Source organism: Streptomyces sp. NPDC057939, from assembly GCF_042887545.1.
GTDB lineage: Bacteria > Actinomycetota > Actinomycetes > Streptomycetales > Streptomycetaceae > Streptomyces.
The window spans coordinates 57,638-82,100 of sequence record NZ_JBHVPG010000016.1; the positions used below are offsets into that span (position 1 = coordinate 57,638).

23 protein-coding genes and 1 pseudogene are annotated in these 24,463 nt (G+C 73.4%); 12 read left to right on the top strand and 12 right to left on the bottom strand.

Translation table 11 applies throughout. From position 1 onward, the window contains the following. Positions 1-346: 346 nt before the first annotated feature. Together ACFVS6_RS19460 and leuA are read right to left on the bottom strand one after the other, a co-directional pair. Positions 347-1,042, bottom strand: coding sequence for a TerB family tellurite resistance protein (locus tag ACFVS6_RS19460; RefSeq protein ID WP_389705264.1), 696 nt, complete (start codon positions 1,040-1,042; stop codon positions 347-349). Between the two features lie 257 nt (positions 1,043-1,299). Further along, positions 1,300-3,063, bottom strand: coding sequence for a 2-isopropylmalate synthase (gene leuA, locus ACFVS6_RS19465; protein WP_389705266.1), 1,764 nt, complete (start codon positions 3,061-3,063; stop codon positions 1,300-1,302). Between the two features lie 376 nt (positions 3,064-3,439). Here leuA and ACFVS6_RS19470 point away from each other — a divergent pair, with 376 nt between their 5' ends. From ACFVS6_RS19470 to ACFVS6_RS19480, 3 genes are read left to right on the top strand one after another with little or no spacing between them, the layout of a single operon-like run. Then, entirely contained in the window at positions 3,440-4,525 is a 1,086-nt protein-coding gene (locus ACFVS6_RS19470; RefSeq protein ID WP_389705267.1) for a M4 family metallopeptidase, read from the top strand. A gap of 10 nt (positions 4,526-4,535) precedes the next feature. Beyond that, positions 4,536-4,808: a protealysin inhibitor emfourin gene (locus ACFVS6_RS19475; protein WP_389705269.1), complete on the top strand. Its 273-nt coding sequence runs from the start codon at positions 4,536-4,538 to the stop codon at positions 4,806-4,808. A 42-nt stretch (positions 4,809-4,850) separates the two neighbouring features. Next, entirely contained in the window at positions 4,851-5,660 is an 810-nt protein-coding gene (locus tag ACFVS6_RS19480; RefSeq protein ID WP_389705270.1) for a GNAT family N-acetyltransferase, read from the top strand. A 160-nt stretch (positions 5,661-5,820) separates the two neighbouring features. On the opposite strand, the gene era is transcribed toward ACFVS6_RS19480, so the two are convergent. From era to ACFVS6_RS19500, 4 genes and pseudogenes are all read right to left on the bottom strand, one after another. Then, positions 5,821-6,771, bottom strand: a complete 951-nt coding sequence (gene era / locus ACFVS6_RS19485; protein WP_281205950.1) for a GTPase Era — start codon at positions 6,769-6,771, stop codon at positions 5,821-5,823. A 501-nt stretch (positions 6,772-7,272) separates the two neighbouring features. Beyond that, positions 7,273-7,734 (bottom strand): annotated as a pseudogene (locus tag ACFVS6_RS19490) (WxL protein peptidoglycan domain-containing protein); the annotation flags it as partial. Continuing rightward, complete coding sequence (locus ACFVS6_RS19495; protein ID WP_389705376.1) at positions 7,731-9,035, bottom strand: beta-xylosidase; 1,305 nt, start codon at positions 9,033-9,035, stop codon at positions 7,731-7,733. The gene ACFVS6_RS19495 and the pseudogene ACFVS6_RS19490, both read right to left, overlap by 4 nt. A gap of 108 nt (positions 9,036-9,143) precedes the next feature. Continuing rightward, complete coding sequence (locus tag ACFVS6_RS19500; protein WP_389705271.1) at positions 9,144-10,208, bottom strand: GlxA family transcriptional regulator; 1,065 nt, start codon at positions 10,206-10,208, stop codon at positions 9,144-9,146. 71 nt (positions 10,209-10,279) lie between these two features. Here ACFVS6_RS19500 and ACFVS6_RS19505 point away from each other — a divergent pair, with 71 nt between their 5' ends. Continuing rightward, positions 10,280-11,569, top strand: a complete 1,290-nt coding sequence (locus tag ACFVS6_RS19505) for an MFS transporter (RefSeq protein WP_389705273.1) — start codon at positions 10,280-10,282, stop codon at positions 11,567-11,569. Positions 11,570-12,025: 456 nt separating this feature from the next. On the opposite strand, the gene ACFVS6_RS19510 is transcribed toward ACFVS6_RS19505, so the two are convergent. Beyond that, entirely contained in the window at positions 12,026-12,712 is a 687-nt protein-coding gene (locus tag ACFVS6_RS19510) for a VIT family protein (RefSeq protein ID WP_389705275.1), read from the bottom strand. Positions 12,713-12,788: 76 nt separating this feature from the next. Between ACFVS6_RS19510 and ACFVS6_RS19515 the strand changes: the two genes are divergently transcribed. Continuing rightward, a complete protein-coding gene (locus tag ACFVS6_RS19515) occupies positions 12,789-13,871 on the top strand; it encodes a PP2C family protein-serine/threonine phosphatase (protein ID WP_389705277.1) in 1,083 nt (360 codons plus the stop codon). Between the two features lie 115 nt (positions 13,872-13,986). Beyond that, positions 13,987-14,289 carry a hypothetical protein gene (locus tag ACFVS6_RS19520; RefSeq protein ID WP_389705279.1) on the top strand — a complete coding sequence of 101 codons (303 nt, stop codon included), beginning with the start codon at positions 13,987-13,989 and terminating at the stop codon, positions 14,287-14,289. On the opposite strand, the gene ACFVS6_RS19525 is transcribed toward ACFVS6_RS19520, so the two are convergent. Next, on the bottom strand, positions 14,284-14,538 hold the full coding sequence (locus ACFVS6_RS19525) for a hypothetical protein (protein ID WP_281210014.1): 255 nt from the start codon (positions 14,536-14,538) through the stop codon (positions 14,284-14,286). The two genes, ACFVS6_RS19520 and ACFVS6_RS19525, sit on opposite strands and share 6 nt — an antisense overlap. Positions 14,539-14,645: 107 nt before the next feature. On the opposite strand from ACFVS6_RS19525, the gene ACFVS6_RS19530 reads away from it, so the two are divergent. Further along, a complete protein-coding gene (locus ACFVS6_RS19530; protein ID WP_389705281.1) occupies positions 14,646-15,017 on the top strand; it encodes an ArsC/Spx/MgsR family protein in 372 nt (123 codons plus the stop codon). 99 nt (positions 15,018-15,116) lie between these two features. On the opposite strand, the gene ACFVS6_RS19535 is transcribed toward ACFVS6_RS19530, so the two are convergent. Together ACFVS6_RS19535 and ACFVS6_RS19540 are read right to left on the bottom strand one after the other, a co-directional pair. After that, entirely contained in the window at positions 15,117-15,992 is an 876-nt protein-coding gene (locus ACFVS6_RS19535; RefSeq protein WP_389705282.1) for a hypothetical protein, read from the bottom strand. A gap of 149 nt (positions 15,993-16,141) precedes the next feature. Then, positions 16,142-17,095, bottom strand: coding sequence for a Gfo/Idh/MocA family protein (locus ACFVS6_RS19540; protein WP_389705378.1), 954 nt, complete (start codon positions 17,093-17,095; stop codon positions 16,142-16,144). Between the two features lie 200 nt (positions 17,096-17,295). On the opposite strand from ACFVS6_RS19540, the gene glnII reads away from it, so the two are divergent. From glnII to ACFVS6_RS19555, 3 genes are all read left to right on the top strand, one after another. Continuing rightward, the gene (glnII, locus tag ACFVS6_RS19545) at positions 17,296-18,315 is read left to right on the top strand and encodes a glutamine synthetase (protein WP_389705284.1); all 1,020 of its coding nucleotides are present in this window, start codon (positions 17,296-17,298) and stop codon (positions 18,313-18,315) included. An 88-nt stretch (positions 18,316-18,403) separates the two neighbouring features. Then, positions 18,404-19,312, top strand: coding sequence for a DUF6891 domain-containing protein (locus ACFVS6_RS19550; protein ID WP_389705285.1), 909 nt, complete (start codon positions 18,404-18,406; stop codon positions 19,310-19,312). A gap of 349 nt (positions 19,313-19,661) precedes the next feature. After that, positions 19,662-20,234 carry a winged helix-turn-helix domain-containing protein gene (locus tag ACFVS6_RS19555; protein ID WP_389705286.1) on the top strand — a complete coding sequence of 191 codons (573 nt, stop codon included), beginning with the start codon at positions 19,662-19,664 and terminating at the stop codon, positions 20,232-20,234. Positions 20,235-20,333: 99 nt separating this feature from the next. Here ACFVS6_RS19555 and ACFVS6_RS19560 read toward each other — a convergent pair whose 3' ends face one another. Both ACFVS6_RS19560 and ACFVS6_RS19565 read right to left on the bottom strand, forming a co-directional pair. Next, positions 20,334-21,782 carry a PepSY-associated TM helix domain-containing protein gene (locus ACFVS6_RS19560; protein ID WP_389705287.1) on the bottom strand — a complete coding sequence of 483 codons (1,449 nt, stop codon included), beginning with the start codon at positions 21,780-21,782 and terminating at the stop codon, positions 20,334-20,336. Positions 21,783-21,856: 74 nt separating this feature from the next. Continuing rightward, the gene (locus ACFVS6_RS19565) at positions 21,857-22,813 is read right to left on the bottom strand and encodes a hypothetical protein (protein ID WP_389705288.1); all 957 of its coding nucleotides are present in this window, start codon (positions 22,811-22,813) and stop codon (positions 21,857-21,859) included. Between the two features lie 122 nt (positions 22,814-22,935). Here ACFVS6_RS19565 and ACFVS6_RS19570 point away from each other — a divergent pair, with 122 nt between their 5' ends. Beyond that, entirely contained in the window at positions 22,936-23,550 is a 615-nt protein-coding gene (locus ACFVS6_RS19570) for a rhomboid-like protein (protein ID WP_389705289.1), read from the top strand. Positions 23,551-23,620: 70 nt separating this feature from the next. Continuing rightward, positions 23,621-24,415 (top strand): tyrosine-protein phosphatase, encoded by a 795-nt coding sequence (locus tag ACFVS6_RS19575; RefSeq protein ID WP_389705291.1) that lies wholly within the window; start codon positions 23,621-23,623, stop codon positions 24,413-24,415. Positions 24,416-24,463 lie beyond the last annotated feature (48 nt).

Here is a 24,463-nt window from a genome sequence, read left to right on the forward strand (position 1 = left end):
GTCGAAGCATCCGTTCCGAACGGTGGCATCCACTGCGGCCACACCACCGGACCTGCGGAAACACGCTTCCGGGGACCGCGTCACGGGCCCGTCGGGACGCCCGGTTCCGGCCGTCCAAGGGGTGGACGGTCCGGGGTGGAGGCGGAGCCTCCATCCCTCTGCACGGACGGAGCGGGAGGCCGGTTCACCCCTCACGAGGCCGGATCGTTACCCTCCCCGGGCCCGTTTCGGACGTTCGCCCGCGCTCCGGAGCCGCCCGGACACGCGGCCGGGCCCGGCGGGGGATCCCGCCGGGCCCGGAGCCTCGTACGCCCCGCGTCCCGCTCGGGCGGGGCCGGGCGGGGCGCTACGGGGCGCGCACCGCCGACAGCAGTCGCGCCACCTCGTCCGTGTCCATGCGCAGGGCGGCGCCGACGGTGGCCAGCACCTCCCGCTCGGCGGGGATGTACGGCCCGTCCGCGAGGGCGATCCGAGCACCCTGGAGCAGGATCGACTCCCGGCCGGGACCGGCCAGGTGGGGGGCGAGGGGCTCCAGCGCCTCGTGGAGCTCTATCGACAGCGCGGCCCCGCAGCACTCGGGCCCGTCGTACAGCCCCAGCCGGCCCTCGTCGGTGGCCAGGGCCTCCACCAGGGACTCCAGCTGCTCCTCGGTGCAGTCCTGGAACCCGGCGGCCCGTACGGCCGACACTGCGGCCTCCAGGGCGCTGCGGGAGGTGGTGCCGCCCGCGGCGAGGACCGCCAGCGTGACGGTGTGCACGGCGTCCCGGAGCAGGGCGGAGAAGCGCGTGGTGGTGAGGTGGTCGAGCACGTCGGTGTCGTAGCGCTCCCGACAGCCGTGGCATTCGACGACGGGCCCGGCCTGGCCCCGCGGCAGCAGCGGGACGCCGAGCACGGTGAACCGGCGTCGCCCGGTGCGCCGACGGTAGTTGCGGTCACCGCCGCAGCCGGGGCAGAAGAACTCCCCGTCGCCCACGGTGCTCCAGGTGGTACGGATGCCCCAGGCCGTCAGCTTCCGGCCGTCCCCACCCCGAACTGGCAGCACGTCGCACCTCCGTAACCTTCCGGCAACATCGCCGGGTTGGCGTGATGTTAGCCACATCGGTGAGGATGCGTCAGCCGTGTGACAGGACAACCTCGCCCAGGGGGGCGTACTTGGCCGGTCTGCGCCCCTCCCCGCGCCGGTCCCGGCGGGCGGTGTCCTGCCGGTGGACGGCGGCCGGCCGGGACGCCGCGGCCCGGAAAACGCCGGAGCCCCCTCCCTGCCCGCACGGGGGAAGGGAGGGGGCTCCGGCGGGTGGGTCAGCGGCCCGCGCGGTTGACGGCGGAGATGACCGCCTTCAGGGAGGCGCGGGTGGTGTTGGCGTCGATGCCGATGCCCCACAGGACGCGGCCGTCGATCACGCACTCGATGTAGGAGGCGGCCACGGCGGAGGCGCCCTCGCTCATCGTGTGCTCGGTGTAGTCCAGCAGGCGGGCGTCGATCCCGATGCCGGCCAGCGCGTCGAAGAAGGCCGAGATCGGACCGTTGCCCGTGCCGCTCAGCACGGCCTCGACGCCGTCCACGACGGCCTCGACGGTCAGCGTGTCCGTGCCGTCCTTGTCGGTGGCGGTCGAACCGGAGCGCAGCTGGATGCGACCCCACGGGTTCTCGGGGTTGGGCAGGTACTCGTCCGAGAAGACGTCCCAGATGGCCTTCGGCGTGACCTCGCCGCCCTCGGCGTCGGTCTTGTTCTGGATGATCCGGGAGAACTCGATCTGCATGCGGCGCGGCAGGTCCAGCTTGTGGTCGTTCTTCAGGACGTAGGCGATGCCGCCCTTGCCGGACTGCGAGTTGACCCGGATGACGGCCTCGTAGGAACGGCCGACGTCCTTCGGGTCGATCGGCAGGTACGGGACGGCCCACTCCAGGTCGTCGACCGTCTTGCCGGCGGCGGCGGCGTCGGCCTCCATGGCGTCGAAGCCCTTCTTGATGGCGTCCTGGTGGGAGCCGGAGAAGGCCGTGTAGACCAGATCGCCCGCGTAGGGGTGGCGCGGGTGGACTTCCATCTGGTTGCAGTACTCGCTCGTGCGACGGATCTCGTCGATCTGCGAGAAGTCGATCTGCGGGTCGATGCCCTGCGAGAACAGGTTCATGCCCAGCGTGATCAGGTCGACGTTGCCGGTGCGCTCGCCCTGTCCGAACAGGCAGCCCTCGACGCGGTCGGCGCCGGCCATCAGGGCCAGCTCGGCGGCGGCGACGGCGGTGCCGCGGTCGTTGTGCGGGTGCACGGAGATGCAGATGTGCTCGCGCCGGGTCAGGTTGCGGGCCATCCACTCGAAGCGGTCCGCGTGCGTGGACGGCGTCGAACGCTCCACGGTGGCGGGCAGGTTCAGGATGATCTCGCGGCCCTCGGCCGGCTGCCAGACGTCACAGACGGCCTCGCAGACCTCCAGGGCGAAGTCCAGCTCGGTGTCGGTGAAGATCTCCGGGCTGTACTGGTAGCCGAAGGTCGTCTCGGGGCCCAGCAGCTTCTCGGCGTACTCCATGACCAGGCGGGTGCCGTCGACGGCGATCTGCTTGATCTGTTCCTTGGAGCCGCGGAAGACGACCCGGCGGAAGGTCGGGGCGGTCGCGTTGTACAGGTGGACGGTGGCGCGCTTGGCGCCGACCAGGGACTCCACGGTCCGCTCGATCAGGTCCTCGCGGGCCTGGGTCAGTACGGAGATGGTGACGTCGTCCGGGATCGCGCCCTCTTCGATGATCGAGCGCACGAAGGCGAAGTCGGTCTCGCCGGAGGAGGGGAACCCGACCTCGATCTCCTTGTAGCCCATGCGCACCAGCAGGTCGAACATCTCGCGCTTGCGGGCGGGGGTCATCGGGTCGATCAGCGACTGGTTGCCGTCGCGCAGGTCGGTGGACAGCCAGCGCGGGGCCTTGGTGACGCGGGCATCGGGCCACGTGCGGTCCGCGATCTCGACCTGCTCGTAGAAGCCGTACTTGTGGATCGGCATGCCGGAGGGCTTCTGGGTGTGGGTCGCGTTCGTGATGGGCGTGGGGCGACCGACAAAAGGCTGCTGGCTCATGGCGTTGGGCTCCTCGCGTGTCCGCGTGTAGTTCGCTGGGACGGCCGACGGCGGTCGTAAAAACCGCAACACCAAACTCCGCGGGGAGGGGGCCGGCCTACGACTACAGACCCTCGCCGCGGCAGCTAAGGAGAAGCAGCCCGAAACGCATGATGGACCGAGCCTATCCGAGCCGCGCCGTATCGCGAGGACCTGTTCAGTATGCAAGACCCTTGGGTCCGATTTGTACCCTTGGTGAGGTATTTCTCTTTCCTGGAGGGGTTCGCCGTCCGATGTCCGGTCGATCCGTCAACGCGGCGCGACCGCTTTCAGACAAGAGAATGAATCATGGTTGCAGGTAGTGACAGTGGCGTGACCCACTGCCACATTGCCGGTCATGGACGCCCCCCTTTCCCCAGGCCACACCCACCGCCACCCCGTCTTCTGCACCGTCGTGCCCCCGCACCTGCTCGACAGGGCCGCCCGCTCGGCCGACAGCGGCAGGGCCGACGCCGCGCAGCGCACCCTGGAACAGGACGCCTTCCTGCGGACCCGGCGGCGCATCAGCACCGTCCGGGGCATCGTCCCCGCGGCCGCCGTTCCCGGCTCCGACACCCCGCTGCGGACCGTGTACGACGCCCAGCACCGCACCCGCCTCCCCGGGAGGAAGGTCCGCGGCGAGGGCGACGAGCCGGGCCGCGACGCCACCGTCAACCGGGCCTACGCGGGCCTCGGGGCGACCTTCGAGCTGTTCCTCCAGGGCTTCGGTCGCCGCTCCATCGACGACTCCGGGCTGCCGCTCGACGCGACCGTGCACTACGGCGAGGACTACAACAACGCCTTCTGGGACGGCCGACAGATGGTCTTCGGCGACGGGGACGGTGACCTGTTCCTCGACTTCACCGTCGCCGTGGACGTCATCGGGCACGAGTTGGCCCACGGCGTCACCCAGTACACGGCCAACCTCGACTACCACGGCCAGTCGGGCGCGCTGAACGAGTCCATGTCGGACGTCTTCGGCTCCCTGATCAAGCAGTACTCCCTCGGCCAGAACGCCGACGAGGCCGACTGGCTGATCGGCGCCGGGCTCCTCGGACCCAACGTCACCGGCGTCGCGCTGCGCTCGATGCGGGCGCCGGGCACCGCTTACGACGACGACGAGCTCGGCAAGGACCCCCAGCCCGCGACGATGGACGACTACGTGGTCACCTCGCGCGACAACGGGGGCGTCCACATCAACTCCGGCATCCCCAACCACGCCTTCTTCATCGCGGCGACCGAACTCGGCGGCCGGGCCTGGGAGCGGGCCGGACAGATCTGGTACGACACCCTGACCGGCGGCGAGCTGGCGGAGAAGGCCGGCTTCGCCGACTTCGCCCGGCTGTCGGTGGCGGCCGCGGCCACCCGCTTCGGGGACGGCGGGGCCGAACACCGGGCCCTGCAGAAGGCCTGGGCGACGGTAGGCGTCCCGGCGGCGGGGTAGGACGCTCCCCATGCGCATCCAGGTGATCAGGACGGGCGGCTTCGCGGGCATCGAGCGCCGGGCCGAGGTGGACACCTCGGGCCGGTCCGACGAGGACGAGTGGCGGGCGCTGGCCCTGCTGGCCCTGCGGCCGGACCCGGCGGGGCCGCAGGACGCGAGCGGTGTCCGGGACGGCTTCTCGTACCGGATCACGGTGGACGGACGGACGGTCTCCTGCCGGGACCCCCACCTGTCCGAGGCGCAGCGGAACCTGATCTCGCGCGTGCTGAAGGAGGGCGCCTGAAACCCGGATGCCCGGCCCCTCCCCTTGCGCTTTGATGTCCGGATGACCGACATGATCCTGACAGCGCTGGAGCGGTACTACGACGCGGTCCCCCGCCGGGGCGGGGCTCGCGGCGAGGACTTCGGACCGCTGACCCTCTTCGTGCAGGAGGGTGAGGGCTGGAAGTACTACGCGCGCCCCACGCCCGGAGCCCCGGAGGCCACCGCGGCCGATGTGGAGCGGGTGCGGGAGAGACAGCGGGAGCTGGAGGTGCCCGAGGCCTTCGAGTGGGTGGCCGAGAACAACCCCGCCCTGCGGGCCGCCGCGGAGGCGGCGGGCCTGCACGTCCACGCGCACCCGCTCATGGTCCTGGAGGCCGACGCGGAACCGCCCGCGCCGCATCCGGACGTAAGGGTCCTCGGACCGGACGACCCGCTGCTCGCGGCGGCGGTGACGGTGCCCGCGCTGGCGTTCTCCGCGCCGGGCACGGCACTCGGCGAGGCGGGCCCCGCCGAACTGGCCTCCGCGCTGGCGGATCCGGGCGTGGAGCAGCGCCGCGCCTTCGTCGCGCGGATGCTCGCCACGGGTCGCACGGGGTTGGCGGCGGCCGTCCGGGACGGCGTGGTGCTGTGCTCGGGCCAGTTCAACCCGGTCGGCGAGGTCTCCGAGATCGTGGGTGTGGGCACGCTGCCCGCCGCCCGGCGGCAGGGCCTGGCCCTCGGGGTGACCGCGGCCCTGGTGGAGCGGGCCCGCGAACGAGGGGCCGGGACGGTGTTCCTGTCGGCCGGTGACGAGGACGTGGCCCGGATCTACGGACGCGCCGGGTTCCGCCGGGTGGGCACGGCCATGATCGCGGAGCCGTCGGCGGAGTAGCCGCGTCCGTACCGGGCCCGCGAACGGCCGGGCGGCCGCGCGCGGGTCGGCTACGGGAGCGGGTCTTGAATGCGCGTCGGGGTCCGGGCCGGACCCGGGGCCGGGCCGGACCCGGACGGACCGCTGTGCACGGTGGGCGCCGCGACCGCGGCGCCGTGGGTCAGAAGCCGAGCTTGCGGAGCTGCTTGGGGTCGCGCTGCCAGTCCTTGGCGACCTTCACGTGCAGGTCGAGGAAGACCGGCGTGCCGAGCAGCGCCTCGATGTGCTTGCGCGACTTCATGCCGACCTCCTTCAGGCGCGAGCCCTTCGGGCCGATGATGATGCCCTTCTGGCTCGGACGCTCGATGTAGACGTTGGCGTGGATGTCCAGCAGCGGACGGTCGGCCGGGCGGTTCTCCCGCGGGATCATCTCCTCGACCACGACGGCGATGGAGTGCGGGAGCTCGTCGCGCACGCCTTCCAGCGCGGCCTCGCGGATGAGCTCGGCGACCATCACCATCTCGGGCTCGTCGGTGAGGTCGCCCTCCGGGTAGAGCGGCGGGCTCTCCGGTAGCAGCGGCGCGATCAGGTCGGCCAGCAGCTGGACCTGGCTGTCGCCGACCGCCGAGACGGGCACGATCTCGGCCCACTCGAAACCGAGCTCGGCGCCGAGCTGGTGCACGGCGAGGAGCTGTTCGGCCAGCGCCTTGGACTCGACCAGGTCGGTCTTGGTGATGATGGCGATCTTGGGGGTCTTCTTGATCCCCGCGAGCTCCTTGGCGATGAACTTGTCGCCGGGGCCGAGCTTCTGGTCGGCGGGCAGGCAGAAGCCGATGACGTCGACCTCGGACCAGGTGGCCCGAACGACGTCGTTGAGGCGCTCGCCGAGCAGGGTGCGCGGCTTGTGCAGACCCGGTGTGTCGACCAGGACGAGCTGCGCGTCGGGGCGGTGCACGATGCCGCGGACGGTGTGGCGCGTGGTCTGCGGCCGGTTGGAGGTGATCGCGACCTTGGTGCCCACGAGCGCGTTGGTCAGGGTCGACTTGCCCGCGTTGGGGCGGCCGACGAAGCAGGCGAAGCCCGCGCGGTGCGGGGCGGTGGGCTCGGGGGAACGATCGCTCATACGGGCCATTCTCCCCGATGCGGCTCCCAGCGCCGACCAGGCCACCGCCGCGAGGGCCGAAGCGAAGCCCAGAGCGGTCGTCAGACCGGGGTGCGCGGCGTGGTCGGCGACGCCCCGGGCGCTCGCTCCACCGCCCTCGGCGCGCACCGTCAGCCGGCTCCACTCCAGGTCGGGCGGGTCGTCCCAACGAACGGTGAGCGTGACCCGGGTCCCGGGGAGCAGTTCGGGGGGCAGGCCGGTGAGCTCGCGCCGGAACAGGTCGCGGCCGAGGAAACCGGAGGCGGTGACGGTCCCCCGGGGGCGCAGCGTCACGTTGCCGAGGTTGTGGAGGGTGTAGGTGACCACCGCGCCGGTGCCGACGGGCGCGACCCGGACGTCCTCGACGGCGAGGGCGGGCGCGGTGGGTCCCGCCACCCTCAGGTACAGGCGGGCGGCGACGGCCTGCCGTACGCCGATCCCGCCGCCGGCGGAGGTGGCGGGGCCGTCCTCGACGGCGACGACGGCTCCCGGGTGGTCACCCGGCTCGGCCCGCTCGGGGACGGCGACGGTGAACGGCACGTCCGTGGTGCCCCCGGCCGCAACGGTGATCCGCTCCCGCGACAGCCGGGTCCAGGCGGCGGCGCCCAGGCGCGGCTCGTCGGGGCCGCGCAGGGCGAAACCGCCGTCGCGGGCGGTGTTGTGGGCGTCGGCGGCGTACAGCCGGAAGGTGCGGGGCCGGTCGGTGCGGTTGGCGACGGTGACGGTGTCGCGCACCTCCGCGCCGGGTGGGGCGGAGAGGTGGAAGTAGGGGCGCTGTCCGACGGCGGTGGTGGCCGGGAGGACGGACCACCGGCCGTTGTCCGCGGCGGCTGCCGGTGCGGTGCGGGCGAGCGTCCCGAGCAGGACGAGGGCCGCCACGGCCAGGGCGGCCGGGACGGCCCGCGCGAACCCGCCGGCCCGGGCCGGCGGGGCGGGGCGGCGGTCCCTGGTCACGACAGGGTCAGCGTCAGGACCGCCGTGTACGCGCCCGGCGGGGTGTAGGGCGGCACCTGGAGGGAGACGGCGGCGTCCACCGTGAAGGTGCCGCCGGGCGTCGGGCCGTCGGCCGTGGAGGCCAGGACGGCCCCCTCCGGTCCGACGACACCCGCGCTGCCGGCCGCGCAGGCGCCGGGGCTGCCCTCGGCGGCCGTGCAGGACGGGGTCCAGGACAGTCGGGCGCCGGGAATGCGGATGCCGCCGGGACCGGTGAAGTCGGTGACCTTCCCGACCAGCGACCATCCCGCCGGGCCGCCGCGGGCGTCCTTGACGGTGACGGTGCCGATCCGGCCGGGGGCCGCGCCGCCGTCCCCGTACGGAACCGCCCCGAGGGTCACCGATTCGCCCGCCTGGGTCATGGCGAGCGTGCCCGGCTCCACGGTGGCGATCACCTCGCGGGCCACGGGCTCGGGGGTCCGCGCGGGAGCGGGCGGGGCGGGCTCGACGACGGTGTAGGCGGCCGGGGCGGTGCCCCGCGGCGCCGTCCAGGCCGTGCCCTCGTACGCGACCACCCCCGTGGTCGCCCGGTCCGTCAGGGGCAGTTCCGCGACGACCTGCCCCCGCTCGTCGGCGGTGGCGGCGACCCGGTCGGCCGTCTCGGCGGCGCCCGCCCGACCGGCCACGGTCACGGCCGCGCCGGGGGCGAAGCCCGCGCCGGTGACCTTGACGCGGGCGCCCGGTGCCCCGTAGGCGGTGGCGAGGGTGAGGCCGCGCAGGTTGGCGGTGGGCAGCGGGGTCGCGGTCAGGCGCTCGGACACGGGGGTGCCCGGTCCGGCGGTGCAGACCGTGGCCAGGTCGAGCAGGTGGGCGGTGTGCAGGGTGTAGGGGCCCGGGGTGAGGGTGATCGCGCCGGGCGCGGTGACGGTGAAGGTGCCGGTCATCGTCACGGCCGGGAGCGCGCCGCCCGGCGGAACCGGTTCGTTGCGCTTGGCTCCGGTGACGGTGACCTCGCCGCTCTGCGCACCGCCCAGCAGAACCCGTCCGGTGGGGGTGAGCACGTCGACGGGCAGTTCGGAGGGGAGCGGGTTCACGGCCGGGGCGGCGGCCACCTGGTAGGTCACCGTGACCGTGTCGCCGACGCGCGGCGCCGGGTCGTCGACGGTGATCCGGGCCGTGGTGGGTCCGTCCGCGGGGGGCAGTCCGGCTTCCTGCGGGGGCAGGCAGTGGGTGGGGAACTCCACCTGCCCGGGGGGTGTTTCCCCCACGGCGGCGGCCGGTGCGCTCAGCGCTCCCCCGGTCACCGCCGCGAGCACGACCATGCCGACGGCCGCCGACCGTCCCCTGCTGCGCGCGCCTGTTCGCACTGCCCGCCCCCTGCGTTCCGTCGCCCCGACAGGGGGCCATTCACGAGCGGGCGGCGGGAGAAGTCAATGCACGGGTCCGGCAGTCTCTGATGGGCCATCAGAAGCCGGCAGGGTGACCCGATCCGCGGTGTCCGCGGCCGGGCGGAAGGTGCGCCGGTAGGCCGTAGGGCTCACGCCCAGGGCCGCCTGGACGTGCTTGCGCAGCGACTGGGCCGTTCCGAAGCCGGCCTCCCGCGCGACCTGTTCCATGGACAGCTCCGTCCGCTCCAGGAGCCGCCGGGCCCGCTCGACCCGCTGCCCGGTGATCCACTCCCCCGGGCTGACGCCGGATTCCTCCCGGAACCGGCGCGTGAAGGTCCGTACCGACACGGCCTCCTGCCGGGCCAGGTCGCTGAGGCGCAGCGGTTCGTGCAGCCGGTCCAGCACCCAGGCGCGGGCCGCCGTGGTGGAGGCCTGTCGCGGCTCGGGCAGCGGCCGGTCGACGAACTGCGCCTGGCCGCCCTCCCGGTGGGGCGGCACGACGGTCCGCCGGGCCACCTCGTTGGCGACGGCCACGCCGTGGTCGCGGCGCACGATGTGCAGGCACAGGTCGATCCCGGCGGCGACCCCGGCCGAGGTGAGCACGTCCCCGTCATCGGTGTACAGCACGCCCGGGTCGACGCGGACGGCCGGGAAGAGCCGCTGGAAGTGCTCGGCGGACGCCCAGTGCGTGGTGGCGGGCCGGCCGTCCAGGTAGCCGGCGGCGGCCAGTACGTAGCCGCCCGTACAGATCGAGACGAGCCGGGTGCCGGGTCGGATGTGCGCGAGGGCCGCCGCGAGCCCTTCGGTCAGCACCCCGCTCTCGTGCACCGGGCCCAGCTCGTACGAGGCGGGCACCACCACCGTGTCGGCCGTGGCCAGCAGCTCCGGGCCGTGCTCGACGTGGACCGCGAAGTCGGCGTCCGTGGACACCGGGCCGGGGGCCAGTCCGCAGGTGAGGATCTCGTAGAGCGGGCGCCCCGCCGGATCCTTGGCCCGACCGAAGATCCGGTGCGGGATCCCGAGCTCGAAGGGCAGCAGCCCGGCGAGGGCGAGGACCACGACGCGGTGGGCGGGGGCCGGGGTCTGGGCCGGCCTGTTCGACTCCATGGCCCGATCGTACCGAAGCGTGACAGTCAGGCCACTGTCGGCGGGTGCAGCGCCCACCGGAAGCTGTCGGGGTGACGCAGACAGCACCCACCTCCGCCGCCCCCACGGGCGCCCCGCGGGCCCCTCGCCGGGCCGGCCGCATCCACCGTGCCTGGTACGCGGCGGCCGTCGGCTTCGTGACGATCATCGGGGCCGCCGCCTTCAGCTCCCTGCCCGGCCTCCTCATCGAGCCGCTGCACGAGGAGTTCGACTGGTCGCGCGGCACGATCGGCTTCGCCGTCTCCGTCAACCTCGCCCTCTACGGGCTCACGGCGCCGTTCGCCGCCGCGCTGATGGATCGTTTCGGCATACGCAAGGTCGTCGCCCTGGCCCTCACCGTCATCGCCGGCGGCTCGGTGGCCACGGTGTGGATGACGCGACCGTGGCAGCTGGTCCTCTACTGGGGCGTCCTCGTCGGTCTCGGCAGCGGTTCGATGGCGCTGGCCTTCGCGGCCACCGTCACCAACCGCTGGTTCACGGCGCGGCGCGGCCTGGTCACCGGGATCCTCACCGCGGCGGGCGCCTCCGGCCAGCTGGTGTTCCTGCCGCTGCTGTCCTGGATGGTCGAACACCACGGCTGGCGCCCGGCGGCGGTCACCGTGTCCCTCGCGGCGTTGGCCGTCGTGCCGTTCGTGTGGCTGCTGCTGCGCGACCACCCCTCCGATGTGGGGCTCGCGCCGTACGGGGGCGCGTACGCGCCCAAGCCGGCGCCGGTGCCGGGGGCGGCGCGGCGGGCGGTGACGGTGCTGTTCAAGGCGGCGCGGACGGGGCCGTTCTGGCTGCTGGCCGGCACGTTCGCGATCTGCGGGGCCTCGACGAACGGGCTGGTCAAGACCCACTTCGTGCCGGCCGCGCACGACCACGGCATGCCGGTGACGGCGGCCGCCGGGCTGCTGGCGGTGATCGGCGTGTTCGACGTCGTCGGGACCATTGCCTCCGGCTGGTTCACGGACCGCTTCGAGGCGCGGCGGCTGCTGGCGGTGTACTACGCGTTGCGGGGGGTCTCGCTGCTCTTCCTGCCGATGTTGCTCGCGCCCTCGGTGCACCCGCCGATGGTGTTCTTCATCGTCTTCTACGGCCTGGACTGGGTCGCCACCGTTCCGCCGACGATCGCCCTGTGCCGGGAGCACTACGGGGAGGACAGCGCGATCGTCTTCGGCTGGGTCCTGGCCTCGCACCAGGTGGGCGCGGCGCTGGTGGCCTTCCTGGGCGGCGTCGCCCGGGACGCGTTCGGCTCGTACGACCTGGTCTGGTACGCGTCCGGGGGGCTGTGCGCGATGGCGGCGCTGATGGCGATGGTGATCCGCCGACGTCCCGCCTGACCTGGCCGGTCGGGGGTTCGGGGGTGGGGGTGGGGGTGGAGGCTGCGGGTGGGTTGGTGGCTGCGCGGGTGGGGCGGGGCCGGTGCCGGGGTGGGGTGTCGTCCGGGACGGGCATGATTTATGGCGCCCTGTCCGAGCCTCCTGTTGCGGGGCGGCACCGCGCGCCAACAAATCACGTTTTAGTCCCGGCCGACACCCCACCCCGTCCCCGACCCCGCCCCGCGGCATCACCGTCCCGCTCCGGGTCCGCCAACACGGCCCCGCCCGATCCAGCCCCGCCGCACAATTCAGCGCGGCCGCACAATTCAGCCTCGCCGGCGTTTGAGGCGCGGGGTCCGGGGCGGAGCCCCGGGAGCCTGCACCGTGACCCCGCCGCACAACCCGGCCCTGCGGACCATCCGGCCCCGCCGCACCACCCAGCCCCGCCGGCGATTGAGGCGCGGGACACGGGGGCGGTCAGGTGGTGCCCAGCAAGGTGCCGGCCGCGTAGGTGACGGCCATCGCGAGGGCGCCTCCCGTGACGTTGCGGAGTACCGCGCGAGGCGCTGGCGCGCCGCCCAGCCGGGCGCTGACCACCCCGCAGAGGGTGAGCGCCGCGAGGACCGCCGCCACCGTCACCGGCACCCGCGCCGACGCCCCCGGCAGGACGATCGCCAGTAGCGGCAGCAGCGCCCCCACCGTGAACGCGATCAGGCTGGCCACCGCCGCGTGCCACGGGTTCGCCAGTTCGTCCGGCTCGATGCCCAGCTCCACCCGCGCGTGCGCCCGCAGCGCGTCGCGTTCGGTGAGCTGGACGGCGGCCTCCCGCGCCAGCTCCCGGCCGAGGCCCCGTTCGGCCAGCAGGTCGGTGAGTTCGTCGAGCTCCGCCTGGGGCTGCTGCGCCAGTTCCCGGCGTTCCACGTCCAGCGCGGCCCGTTCGGAGTCCCGCTGGGAGCTGACCGACACGTACTCCCCCGCCGCCATCGACAGCGCGCCCGCCAGGAGCCCCGCCACCCCCGCCGTCAGGATCGCGGTGCGCGAGGTGGTGGCGCCTGCCACGCCCACCACGAGGCCCGCGGTGGAGATGATCCCGTCGTTGGCACCGAGCACGCCCGCCCGCAGCCAGTTCAGGCGGGTGCTGATGGCCGCGCTGGTTTCCGTCACCGCTCCACTGTCCCGGGCGACGCCCCGAGGGGCCACCCGGCGTGCGCGGCCCGGGAGCCCGTACCAGGGTGGAGGGGTGAGACACGCACGGGAGGATCCCGGCAGACTGCACGGTGCCCCGCCGCCGCGCTGGGCCCGGTTCGCGCCCGCCGTGGCCCTGGTGGCGCTGTGCTTCGCCCAGTGGCTCACGCCCGGCAACGTCGAGCTGGGCTACTTCCTGGCGGCCCTCCCCGCCGTGGCCGCCTTCTCCTACGGCGCGGCCGGCACGGCCGTCTTCGCCGCGCTGGTGCTCGTGCTGCTCGCCTTCCCCGAGCTCGGCGTGGGGCACGCGCAGGGCTCCGACCTGGCCACGGTGGCCGTCGTCGGGCTGCTCAGCGTGGTCATCGCCTGGGTGCGCCACCGCCGGGACACCCAGTTGGTGAGCGTCCGCACCGTCGCCGAGGCGGCCCAGCTGGCGGTGCTGCCACCCGTCCCGGAACGGGTGGGTCCGGTGCGCTGCGCCGCCCTCTACCGGGCGGCCCAGCAGGGCACGCTGGTCGGCGGTGACCTCTTCGACGTCCGGGCCGGGCCGTTCGGGGTGCGGGCGGTCGTGGGGGACGTGCAGGGGCACGGCCTGGCGGCGGTCGGGACGGTGGCGGCGCTCCTCGGCGCCTTCCGGGAGGCGGTCCTGGACGACCGGGAGCTGGTGGACGTCGCCTCGCGGCTGGACAGGCGACTGGTGGCGGACGCCGCCGCGGACTCCGTGGAGCATCCGGAGCTGTTCGCGACGGCCGTGCTGCTGGAGTTCCCGACCGGACTGGACCTCGTACGGATCGTGTCGTGCGGGCATCCCCCGGTCCTGTTGCTACGGGACTTCGTGGCCTCGGAGGTGGTGACGGAGCCGGGCCCTCCACTGGGTCTGGGCCTGTCGGGCCCGACCCTCCCCGCGGTGACCGAGCTCCGGCTGGTGCCGGGCGACCGGCTGCTCGCGCACACCGACGGGGTCACGGAGGCACGCGACTCCGCGGGCGCCTTCTATCCGCTGGCCGCCCGGGTGCCGGCGCTGTCGGGCGACCCGGCGGGACTGGTCCGAGCGGTGTGGAAGGACCTGGCGGCCTTCACCGGGGGCGGTCCGCGCGATGACGTGGCCCTGCTGTTGCTGTCCGTCGGGGCGGAGTGACCGGCCCGTACTGATCGGATGATCAGTTGGTAACAGTGCGGGCTCCGGCCCGGTTTCCGTGTTTCGCTCGGCAGCGACGAACCCGACACCGAGCTCGGAAAGACGAGGCCCCCCGATGCGCGCACCGCTCAAGCACAGGAAGCGCCTGGCGGCGGTCGCCGCCGCGACAGCCGCGACCGGGCTGCTCACCGGCGCGATGCTGCTCGGGTACGAGGTCGGCGATCACGCCGAGCGCTCCACGGGTCACGACGGCGGTGCCGCCGTCGTGACCCCCGCCGGGGCGCGGACCGGATCCATTCATTTCGTCGGGGACGAGGGCGGCACGGTGGTCGGCGTGCCCCTCGACCACGGCGGGGCCGCCGGTTCCGCCGGTGCCTCCGGCTTCGCCGGCGTCCCGGACGTCATCGCGGCGTCATGAACCGTCGCGGATGAAGGAGCGCACCATCTTGCAGGTGAGGTTGGAGGGGCGGTGGATGCCCACCCGCACCGCCATCGTCCGGATCTTGCGGTTGGTCGCGCGCCGTGCGTCGTAGGTCCCGGTGTCGAGCAGGGATATCGCGAGCCGCATCGCCTTCAGACGGCGGTTGTGGCTCTCGTACCACTCGCGGGGCAGACCCGCGGGCAGCGGCTTCTTCTTGGGCATCACAATGATCGCGGCAGCGGCCATCTACAGCCTCCCAAACAGTAGTTGGCTTCCTGTCGTTCTCCCTCGATTTTACCGGGGGGCACTGACAAAAGCCCCTGGCCGGACGCGGTCCAACTAGGCTGGCGGCCATGGAGATCTGGATCAATCCCGCCTGCTCGAAGTGCCGCGGCGCGCTGACCCTGCTGGACGCGGAGGGCGCCGAATACACCGTCCGCCGGTACCTGGAGGACGTGCCGTCCGAGGCCGAGCTCCGCGAGCTGCTGGAGCGCCTCGGCCTGGAGCCCTGGGACATCACCCGCACCTCGGACGCCTTGGCGAAGGAGACCGGCGTACGGGACCTGCCGCGCGAGGGGACCGAGGAGGCCCGCCGGCGCTGGATCGCCCACCTGGCCGCGCACCCGAAGCTGATCCAGCGCCCGATCATCACCGCCGAGGACGGCACGGCCGTCGTCGCCCGCTCCGAGGAAGCCGTCCGCGACGCGCTCTCCCGCAAGGGTTAGGGCCTGCCGGAGCGGGCCCGCGCGCGGTGCCGGGGGCCGGTCGGCCCGGACGGGCCGAGCGGCCCCCGGCGATGCCTGCCGACGGGGCGCGGCCGCGGGTCAGATCTTGTTGTACGTGGCCGTGTTCCAGAGCGCGCCGCCCTTGGTGGGGCCGCCGTCCTTCTTGTAGACGACGAAGTTGCCGTCGTCCTGGAGGAGGGCGTAGGCGCCGGGGCTCTTGGCCGTGTTGCTGCGCCAGCGGACCGTCTCGTTCCGGTCGTATTCGCGCAGCACCAGGTCGCCGCTGTCCCTGATCTCCAGGGTCAGGGTGTTCCGGTTGCCGTACGTTCCGCTGCTCCAGATCGCCTTGCCGTCGCTCTTGCGGTACATGACGAGGTTGTTGTCCCGCTGGAGCACCAGCCACACCGAGGCGGACTGGGCCCAGAAGCCCTGGCTCCAGGACATGTCGGACGCGCACACCCTGACGTGCTGCTCGACGGTCTCGGTCGTCCAGTAGTAGTCCTCGCTGCGGCCGGTCACGACGAGCCGGCCGTCGTCCACGAAGGACGCGCTCACGTACGTGCCGGTCCGACTCCCGTAGGTGGCGGTGTCCCAGATCGCGCCGCCCTGCTGGGGGCCGCCGCCCTTGCGGTAGATGACGAAGTTGCCGTCCTCCTGCATCGTGGCGTACGCGCCTGGGTTGCCGTGGGTGCCGCTGCTCCACACCGGCAGCTTGTAGCCGCCCGGCCTGCCGGGGAGGTGGATGACGAGGTTGCCGTCGGGCTGCATGACCAGCTCGGCCTTGCCGGGCGTCGGGACCAGGCTCGCGCCCGATTCGAGGCGCTGACCGGGCCGCAGGTCGGAGGTGAGCCCGCCGCCGCCGGTCCGGCACCGACCGGGGTCGGTGGCCGCCGACGCCACCGCCGGGACCAGGACGGTCACGGCGCTGGCGGCGAGCAGCGGAGCGAGTGTTCTGCGGAGCAGGTGGTGACGCATGGGTGGTTCCCCCCGGGAAGAGCGTGCCGTGTCGATCAAGCGGATCATAAGCAGCTCCCACGGCTCCCACGGTGTGCTTTTCCATCGCGCGGAGCACGGGCGTGATCCACTCGCCGGGGCCGTCTCCCCCGCCCGTCGGCCGTTCCCCCTCAGTCGCCCAGTTGTTCCTCCGCCCCCGCCAGGATCTCCGTCAGGCGGGCCCCGAACTCCGCTCCGCGCGGGTCCGGGACGCCCGTTCGGGCCGAGGTGAGCAGGGCGTCCACGGCGCGGCCGTAGGCGCCGGGCACGTCGCTCCAGTCGGGGAGGGCGAAGACGCCCTCGGCTCCGCGCAGTTCGAGCCCCACGCCCGCGGCGGCCTGCGGGGCGCCCAGGCTGAGTACGGCGGTGCTGGCCGCGCCGGAGGTGTGGCGCAGGGTGAGCTGGACGACGTCGGAGGGGCCTCGTGCGGCGGTGAGGTCGGTGACGTCGCCGAGGACGGGGATCAGGACGGAGAGGGCGTGCGGGCCGACGTCCCACAGGCCGCCCTTGGACTTGCGCCAGGGCGAGTCGGCGTAGGCGCTGGGGGTGCCGTCGGGCGGGAAGACGGCGCCGAGCCAGTGGGCGGCGGCGGTGAACCAGCCGGTCCGGCCGGCCTGTTCGTCGACCCATCCGGCGGTGGGTTCGGCGAAGCGGAGGGTGAGGAAGACGACGGAGGCGACCTGGTTGCGGGCCGCGGCGTCGGCGACGGCGCGGGCTTCCTCGACCGTCGTGGCGACGGGTTTGTCGAGCAGCAGGTGGCAGCCGGCGGCGGCCGCGCGGACGGCGAGGGGGGCCTGGACGTCCGGGGGCAGGGCGAAGGCCACCGCGTCGCAGTCCGCGAACAGCGCGTCGGGGTCTTCGTACACCTTCACGCCGTGTTCCCGGGCGAGCTCGGCGGCCGCTTCGGGGCGCCGACCCCAGATCCCGGCGAACTCGGAGCCCGGGTGGGCGGCGAGGGCGGGGGCATGGGTGCGGCGGGCCCAGGGGCCGGTGCCGAGCAGGCCGATGCGGGGGCGGGGGGTGCCGGAGGCCTGGTGGGGGGCGTGGCCGGGGGCTGCCTCGGGGGCGCCGTCGGCGGAGTTCAAATCGTACGAAATGCTCACGCGCCCAGTCTGCCGCACCCGGACGGGCGTGCGGTCGCAAACCCGCACAGCCCGTTCGACCTGCGGTGTAAACCTCGGTAACACGGGGTTCACACATGGGCAACGGATGAGAAATCGCGGCGGGGGACTCTGCGGAGGACACCAAGGCGATCCGCAGCACCCGCAGAGTCAGGATGGGGCCCGTGAGCTACAAGGCTGAGTACATCTGGATCGACGGCACCGAGCCGACGGCGAAGCTTCGCTCCAAGACGAGGATCCTGGCGGACGGCGAGGCCCTGCCGATCTGGGGCTTCGACGGGTCCAGCACGAACCAGGCGGAGGGCCACGCCTCGGACCGCGTGCTCCAGCCGGTGTTCTCCTGCCCCGACCCGATCCGCGGTGGCGACCACCTGCTCGTCCTGTGCGAGGTCATGAACATCGACATGACCCCCCACGAGTCGAACACCCGCGCGCTGCTGCGTCCGGTCGCGGAGGAGTTCGCCGAGCAGGCGCCGATCTTCGGCATCGAGCAGGAGTACACGTTCTTCGACGGTGCCCGCCCGCTCGGCTTCCCGGTCAACGGCTTCCCGGCGGCGCAGGGCGGCTACTACTGCGGTGTCGGTTCGGACGAGATCTTCGGCCGGGACATCGTCGAGAAGCACCTGGACCACTGTCTGGCGGCGGGCCTGAGCATCTCGGGCATCAACGCCGAGGTCATGCCGGGCCAGTGGGAGTTCCAGGTGGGCCCGGTGGGTCCGCTGGAGGTCTCGGACCAGTTGTGGATCGCGCGGTGGCTGCTGTACCGCACGGCCGAGGACTTCAACGTGTCGGCGACGCTGAACCCGAAGCCGGTCAAGGGCGACTGGAACGGCGCGGGCGCGCACACCAACTTCTCCACGAAGGCGATGCGCGAGGACTACCGCGCGATCATCTCGGCGTGCGAGGCGCTGGGCGAGGGCTCGAAGCCGCTGGACCACGTCAAGAACTACGGCGCGGGCATCGACGAGCGCCTGACGGGGTTGCACGAGACCGCCCCGTGGAACGAGTTCAGCTACGGCGTCTCCGACCGCGGTGCCTCGGTGCGCATCCCGTGGCAGGTGGAGAAGGACGGCAAGGGCTACATCGAGGACCGCCGCCCGAACGCGAACGTCGACCCGTACGTGGTGACGCGCCTGATCACGGACACCTGCTGCGCGGGCCTGAAGAAGGACGGTCTGGTCTGAGACCGGCGCCCCCCGACGACGCGGCGCCCGTCCTCCCCCGCGGGAGGGCGGGCGCCGCGTTGTCGGTGGCGCCTGCCAGGGTGTGGCCATGCTGCCCGTGAAGATCCACACCGAACGCGCCGAGTCCTACGAACGGCCCGCCGCCCCCTTGTTGTCCGAGCTCGTGGAGCGCATCGGGGCGGACGGGGACCGGTTCCTCGTGGTGAACCGGATCCCCGACGAGCCGGACGGCTTCGTCCAGGTCTGGCACGAGGCGGGCGGTGACTACCGGTTGGAACACCGGGCCGGGAGCCCGGACCTGCACTTCACGGCCTCCGTCCGCACCACGGCGGAGGTGGCGCGGGTGATGCTCGGCTGGGCCCGGCAGGAGTCGGGCTGGGACCTCGGACCGGCGTGGGAGCGGCTGGACTTCCCGGTGGAGGAGGCGCCGCCGCTCGAAGCGGGGGTGGAGGAGGAGCTGACGGGGCTCGTCCGGGAGCGGCTCCTGTGCGGCTACGACGACCGGGCGGCCCTGGCCGAGTACGCCGGATACGTCCTGGGGAGCGCGGACGGGTCGCCGGTGTCCCCCGCGCAGGCGTGGCGGCTGGTGGACCGGTTGTGGCGGGAGCGGGTGGCGGAGCAGGCCGGCTGGGAGGGGGAGACCGATCCCGAGCGGCTGACCCGGGCGTTCGAGGCGCTCGACGCGGGCGGGATCACGGCGCGGGAGAACTTCACCTGCTGCCGCACCTGCGGCCTCGGGGAGATTCGGGGGGACGGTGAGGAGGACGCGCGGGGGTTCGTCTTCTTCCACTCGCAGTGCACCGGGGGCGTGGCGGCGGGTCACGACCTGTGGCTGCTGTACGGGGGTTTCGAGGGCGGCGACGAGCTGACGGTTTCCGTCGGCAGGGAGGTCGTCGCGGCGCTCGACGGGGTCGGGCTGAAGTGGGTATGGGACGGATCCGCCCAGGATGCGGTACGGGTCACCGGATTGGACTGGCGGAAGCGCCTGATCGGCTGACCGTTTGTCGGGAATGTGACGTCCTGACGAAACCTTGGTCACGGAATATGAGATTCCGCTCCACTGAGTGAGACAGGGGCTGCTCCGGCCCCCTGAATCTGCTTCAATATGGCCCATGGCCAGCCACTTGCACACCTCGACGGGTCGCAGCGACCTCGAGCCGTTCTGGCCCTCCCGTCAGGATCACGATTTCGACCGGGAGTGTTGCCGCGCGAAGAACGCGCCGGCCCTCTAAAGCCTTCCGGGACCTCCCGACAGACCCGCCCGAGGCCTTCGGTCTGCGCGGTACGACAACGACGACGTACGCACGTCTCCTGCCGACCACTCCGCGTGAAAGAGCTGACCACTCATGGCTAACACCCGTACCCTGACCTCCGCTGCGACCTCGCCCCTGACCTTCCCGCCCAGTCCGCGCCATCGACTGCGCGCCGTCGACCGGGACGAGGTGGCGCGCGTCGTGGACCTGCTCCCGCCCGGCGCCACCTGGCTGCCCGCGCCCCAGCACACCCTGCCGACGCTGCCCGGCAACCCGCCGATGGTCGGCTACCTGGTGCTCGTACCGGCCGACCAGCAGCCGCCGATCGCCTTCGCCCCGCAGTCCGTCCCCCTCCCGGCCCCCGAGGCGCCGACGACCACCGGGGACGCCCTCGTACGGATCGACTCCGCCCAGCGCACCGCCGAGGTGGACGGCGAGGTCCTGGACCTGACCTACCTGGAGTTCGAGCTGCTCGCCCACCTCGTGGCCCACCCCCACCGGGTGCACAGCCGGGACCAGTTGGTGACCACGGTGTGGGGCTACGGCCACGTCGGCGACGGCCGTACGGTCGACGTCCACATCGCCCGGCTGCGCCGCAAGCTGGGCGCGGCCCACCGCGGCACCATCCAGACCGTGCGCCGGGTGGGCTACAAGTACGCGCCCTGAGCGGCGCGGCGGCCCACGGGCCGAAACGCCCGCACACCGGGATGACGAAGGGCCCGCACTCTCCGGGGGGAGTGCGGGCCCACCTGTACGTCGGCCCGCTTACCGGACCTGGGACTCGGGCGACCCGGCCCCGCGACGGCCGGCCACGAAGCCGAGCAGCACGTCACCCGCGAGGAAGACGAGCAGGCTGATCCCGAGCATCGGGACGAACCATCCGACGAGCGCGGTCACGGCGGCGAGCGGCAGCAGGAGGGTCACCGGCAGCTTCCGCCAGGCGCCGCGCGGCTGCGGGCGTCCCACGGAGAGCCTGCGTTCCTTGGTGGGGCGGCGCATCCACCACATCCGGTACCCCCACACCACGAGGAACATCACGGCGACGGCGAGCGCGGCCAGGGCGATCTGGTTGGCGAGCCCGAAGGTGAGGCCCATGTGCAGGTCGATGCCGAAGCGCGTCAGCTTGGCGAGCAACGGGTAGTCGGAGAAACGGAGTTCGTCCATGATCCGGCCGTCGGCGGGATCGACGGCGACCGCGTCCAGGTGCACCGGGAACTGCTTGTCGGCCTCCTTGACGACGTAGCCCTTGCCGTCGGCGGGGAGGGTGACGCGCAGGCTCGCGTTCGCCCCGGCGGCCCGCGCGGCGGCCACGGCACGGTCGATGCCGATGTCGGCGGTGGGCGGCGGCGGGGGCATCTCCATGCCCGGCGTCATGACGTGCCCGGCGTGCTCGTCGCCGCCCGCCGCGGCGCCGTTCAGGGCGGCGGCGACGGACGGAGTGGCTCCGCCGAGGCGGTCCTGGAGCTGTCCGATGTTCTCGCCGGCGTACCGGGACCAGGTCAGGCCCGTGGCGGAGAGGACGACGAGTCCGGCGACGGCCCACAGGCCGACGGTGCCGTGCCAGGACAAGGTCCGGCGGCGGCCGGTGGCCTTGCGGTCGGGGACCACGAGGTGTGCCTTGCGGGAGCGGCGGCGGCCGATCCACAGGGCCAGGCCGCCCAGGGCGACGACCCACAACCAGCTGGCGGCCAGCTCACTGTAGTTCCGGCCGAACTCACCGAGCTGGAGGTTGGCGTGGAACCCGCTGAGCCAGGCCCGCAGCGGCAGCGCGTCGCCGGCGGTGGTGAGCTGGCCGCGCACGTCGGCGGTGTACGGGTCGACGAACACGGTGAGGGTCTCCCCCTCGCCGAGGCCCGGGCTCTCCATGATCACCCGGGTGGTCGCCTCCTCCTCGGGCGCGGGCCACACGGCGAGGACCTTGCCCTCGGGCGCCGCGGCGCGGGCGGCCCCGATCTGGGCGCCGAGCGGCAGGGCGCCCTCACCGACCCGGGCGACCGTGAGTTCGTCGGAGTAGAGGATCTTCTCGGCCTGCCACGAACCGGCGTACAGCAGGCCGGTGGTGGCGGCGAGGAACAGGATCGGGGCTATGAGCAGCCCCGCGTAGAAGTGGAGGCGCAGGAGCAGCGGGCGCAGGGCGGCCCAGGTGCCGCCGGTGCGCTTCGGCGGTGCGGCGGAGTCCCCGGTGGGGGCGTCCGGAAGCATGTCGAGGGACATGTCGGTCCTCAGGGTTGGCGAAGGCATGGGTGGGCGGCCCCAGGTCTCGCCCCCTCGCCGAGGAGGTGCGCCGGTCAGGCGCGGGCAGGACGGCCGGGGGCCGTGGCGCGGGTGTTCCACCGGCCGGGCGGCCCGCGGCGCACCGCGGTGTGGGCGTGGACCGCGCCGCGGAGTCGGCGCGGTCGGTCGCACGGGGCGCAGTGCGCGGGCGGCGGCGGTACGAGGGCCACCCGGGTGCGGACCAGTGCGAGGGCGCGGGCGAGCGGACGGGCCGCCAGCAGCGCGGTCGCGCCGAGGACGGTGGCCAGCCGGAACACGGCGGCCTCGCCCCGGGCCAGCCACGCGGCGCAGAAGAGCCCGGCGAGGACGTGGGCGGCGATCATGCCGAAGCCGCCGTGGCCCGCCATGGCGAGCATGGAGGCCGTGCCCTGCAGACCGTCGGCCATGCCGGCCATGCCGTCGTGCATGCCGGTCACGGCGTCGGCCATTCCGGTTGCGCCCTCGTGCATGCCCGCCATGCCGTCGTGCATGCCGGCCGTGCCGTCGCCCATGCCGGCGGTGGCGGGCATGTCGTGGGTCATGCCCGCCATGTCAGTTGCGGTGCTCGGCGCATGTGCGGTGCCCGGCGCATGCGCGGTGCCCGGCACACCGTGGACCGCTCCCCCGGCGGGACCTGCCGCCGCACCGTCCACCGAGGCCTCGCCGGCCGCGGCGGGCACCGTGTGCGCGGGGTGGTGGCCGGGGTTCGGCCGGTGCGCGGCGGCCGTGGGCGCGTGGGCCTGGCCCGCGGAGAAGGTGAGGTGGAGCGCGGCCTGTGCGCCGAGGAGGGTCGCGCCGATCCCGACGGGTCCGCGGCGGCGGCCGGCCGCGAGCCAGGCGAGCGCGCCCGTCACGGCGAAGGCGACCGTCAACGAGCCGAGGGGGACATTCATCCCGGACATGTACGAATGCCCCAGCGCGCCCAATGCCACGCACACGGCCGCGAACATCGCGGCCCGCACGACGCGCATCGGCGCGGGGGTTCCAGACATGTTCCGGTCATGTTCCCACGAGGCCCGGTGATGCCGCCGGCAGGGTCGTATCCGATCATGGGCGGGTGAATCCATCGCCATGGTCATGGTCATTGCCCTTCGGCGCGGTGTACGCCGCAGGGGTGCAGCTCGGCGCTCACGCCCTGGACCGGCTGGGGCCGGAACGCCGGGACCGGGTGCTGCGCGGCTGCTCGACGAACGTCGACAACCTCGCGACCGGACGCTGGGAAACCCTGCTGAGCAGCGCCTTCGTCGTCGAGGAACCGATGCCGCTGCCCTACGCGCTGCTGCTGGCGGCGGTGCTCGGATACGCCGAGTACGCGTACGGGGCGTGGTGGACGGCCGCGGCGTTCCTCTTCGGGCACGCCGCGGCGACCCTGCTCGTCTACGGCGCCCTGCGGGGCACCACCGACAAGGAGACCCGCCGCGCCGTGGACGTCGGCACGAGCTACGGGTTCAACACCGTGCTCGGCGCCCTGACCTCCGCCCTGCCCCGCGGAACCGTGCGCAACACGGCCCGGGTGGGGCTGCTGGCGCTCGCGGTCCGGCCGGTACTGAGCCGCGACCGGACCTTCACCGACGCCGGGCACCTCGCCGCGTTGGGCTTGGGGATCGGACTCTCCCTGGCCCTGGACCGGTTGCCCCTCGACCGGTCGCCCCTCGCCCGGTCGCCCCTGCACCGGTTCCCTCTCGACCGGCATGTGGGACCGGCTCGTCGGAATCTCGCCCTTGCGTGACCCGAATGATACGAATGATCTGAATGACACGAGTAATCCACACCTCGCGCATACCGCTGGAGACGCCACGATGACCGCCACGCCCTCCACCACCGTCGCCAACCTCCGCGACCTCGGTGGCACCCCGCTCGCCGGCGGCCGGACCGTCCGGCCCGGACTCGTGCTGCGTTCGGGCTCCCTCGACCGGCTCGACCTCGCCGCCGACCCGGTGGTGGCCGCGCTGGAGCTGCGTACGGTCATCGACTTCCGCAGCGACTCCGAGCGCGCCGACCACCCCGACCGGCTGCCCGAGGGCGCGCGGCTGGTGGTGCGCGACGTGCTGGCCGACAAGATGAACGACGGCCGGATGCCCGCCGCGACCCAGCTCAAGGACCTGCTCGCCGATCCGGTGGTGGCCGAGGAGCACCTGGGCGGCGGCCGGGCGCAGGAACTCTTCGGGTCGGTCTACCGGTCGTTCGTCAGTTCCGGCTCCGGGCAGGCCGCGTACCGCACGCTGCTCGTCGAGGCGGCCGATCCGGATTCGGGTCCGCTGCTGTTCCACTGCACGGCCGGCAAGGACCGTACGGGCTGGGGCGCGACGCTGATCCTCGCGCTGCTCGGCGCCGACGAGGAGACCCTGATGGCGGAGTACCTGTCGGTGAACCCGGCGGTCAAGGTGGCCTTCGCCCCCATGATCGAGGGCTTCACGGCGGCGGGCGGGGACCCGGACATCGCGCTCGCCCTGATCGGGGTGTTCCCCTCGTACCTGGAGGCCGGCCTCGACGAGGTCCGCACGCGCTACGGATCGATGGAGAAGTACGTGCGCGAGGGCCTCGGCGTGTCCGACGAGACCGTCGAGGCGCTGCGTACCAAGCTCATCGCCTGACCCGGCGCACCCCGCGCCCGACGTCCCCCGCACGCCCCGCGGGCCCTC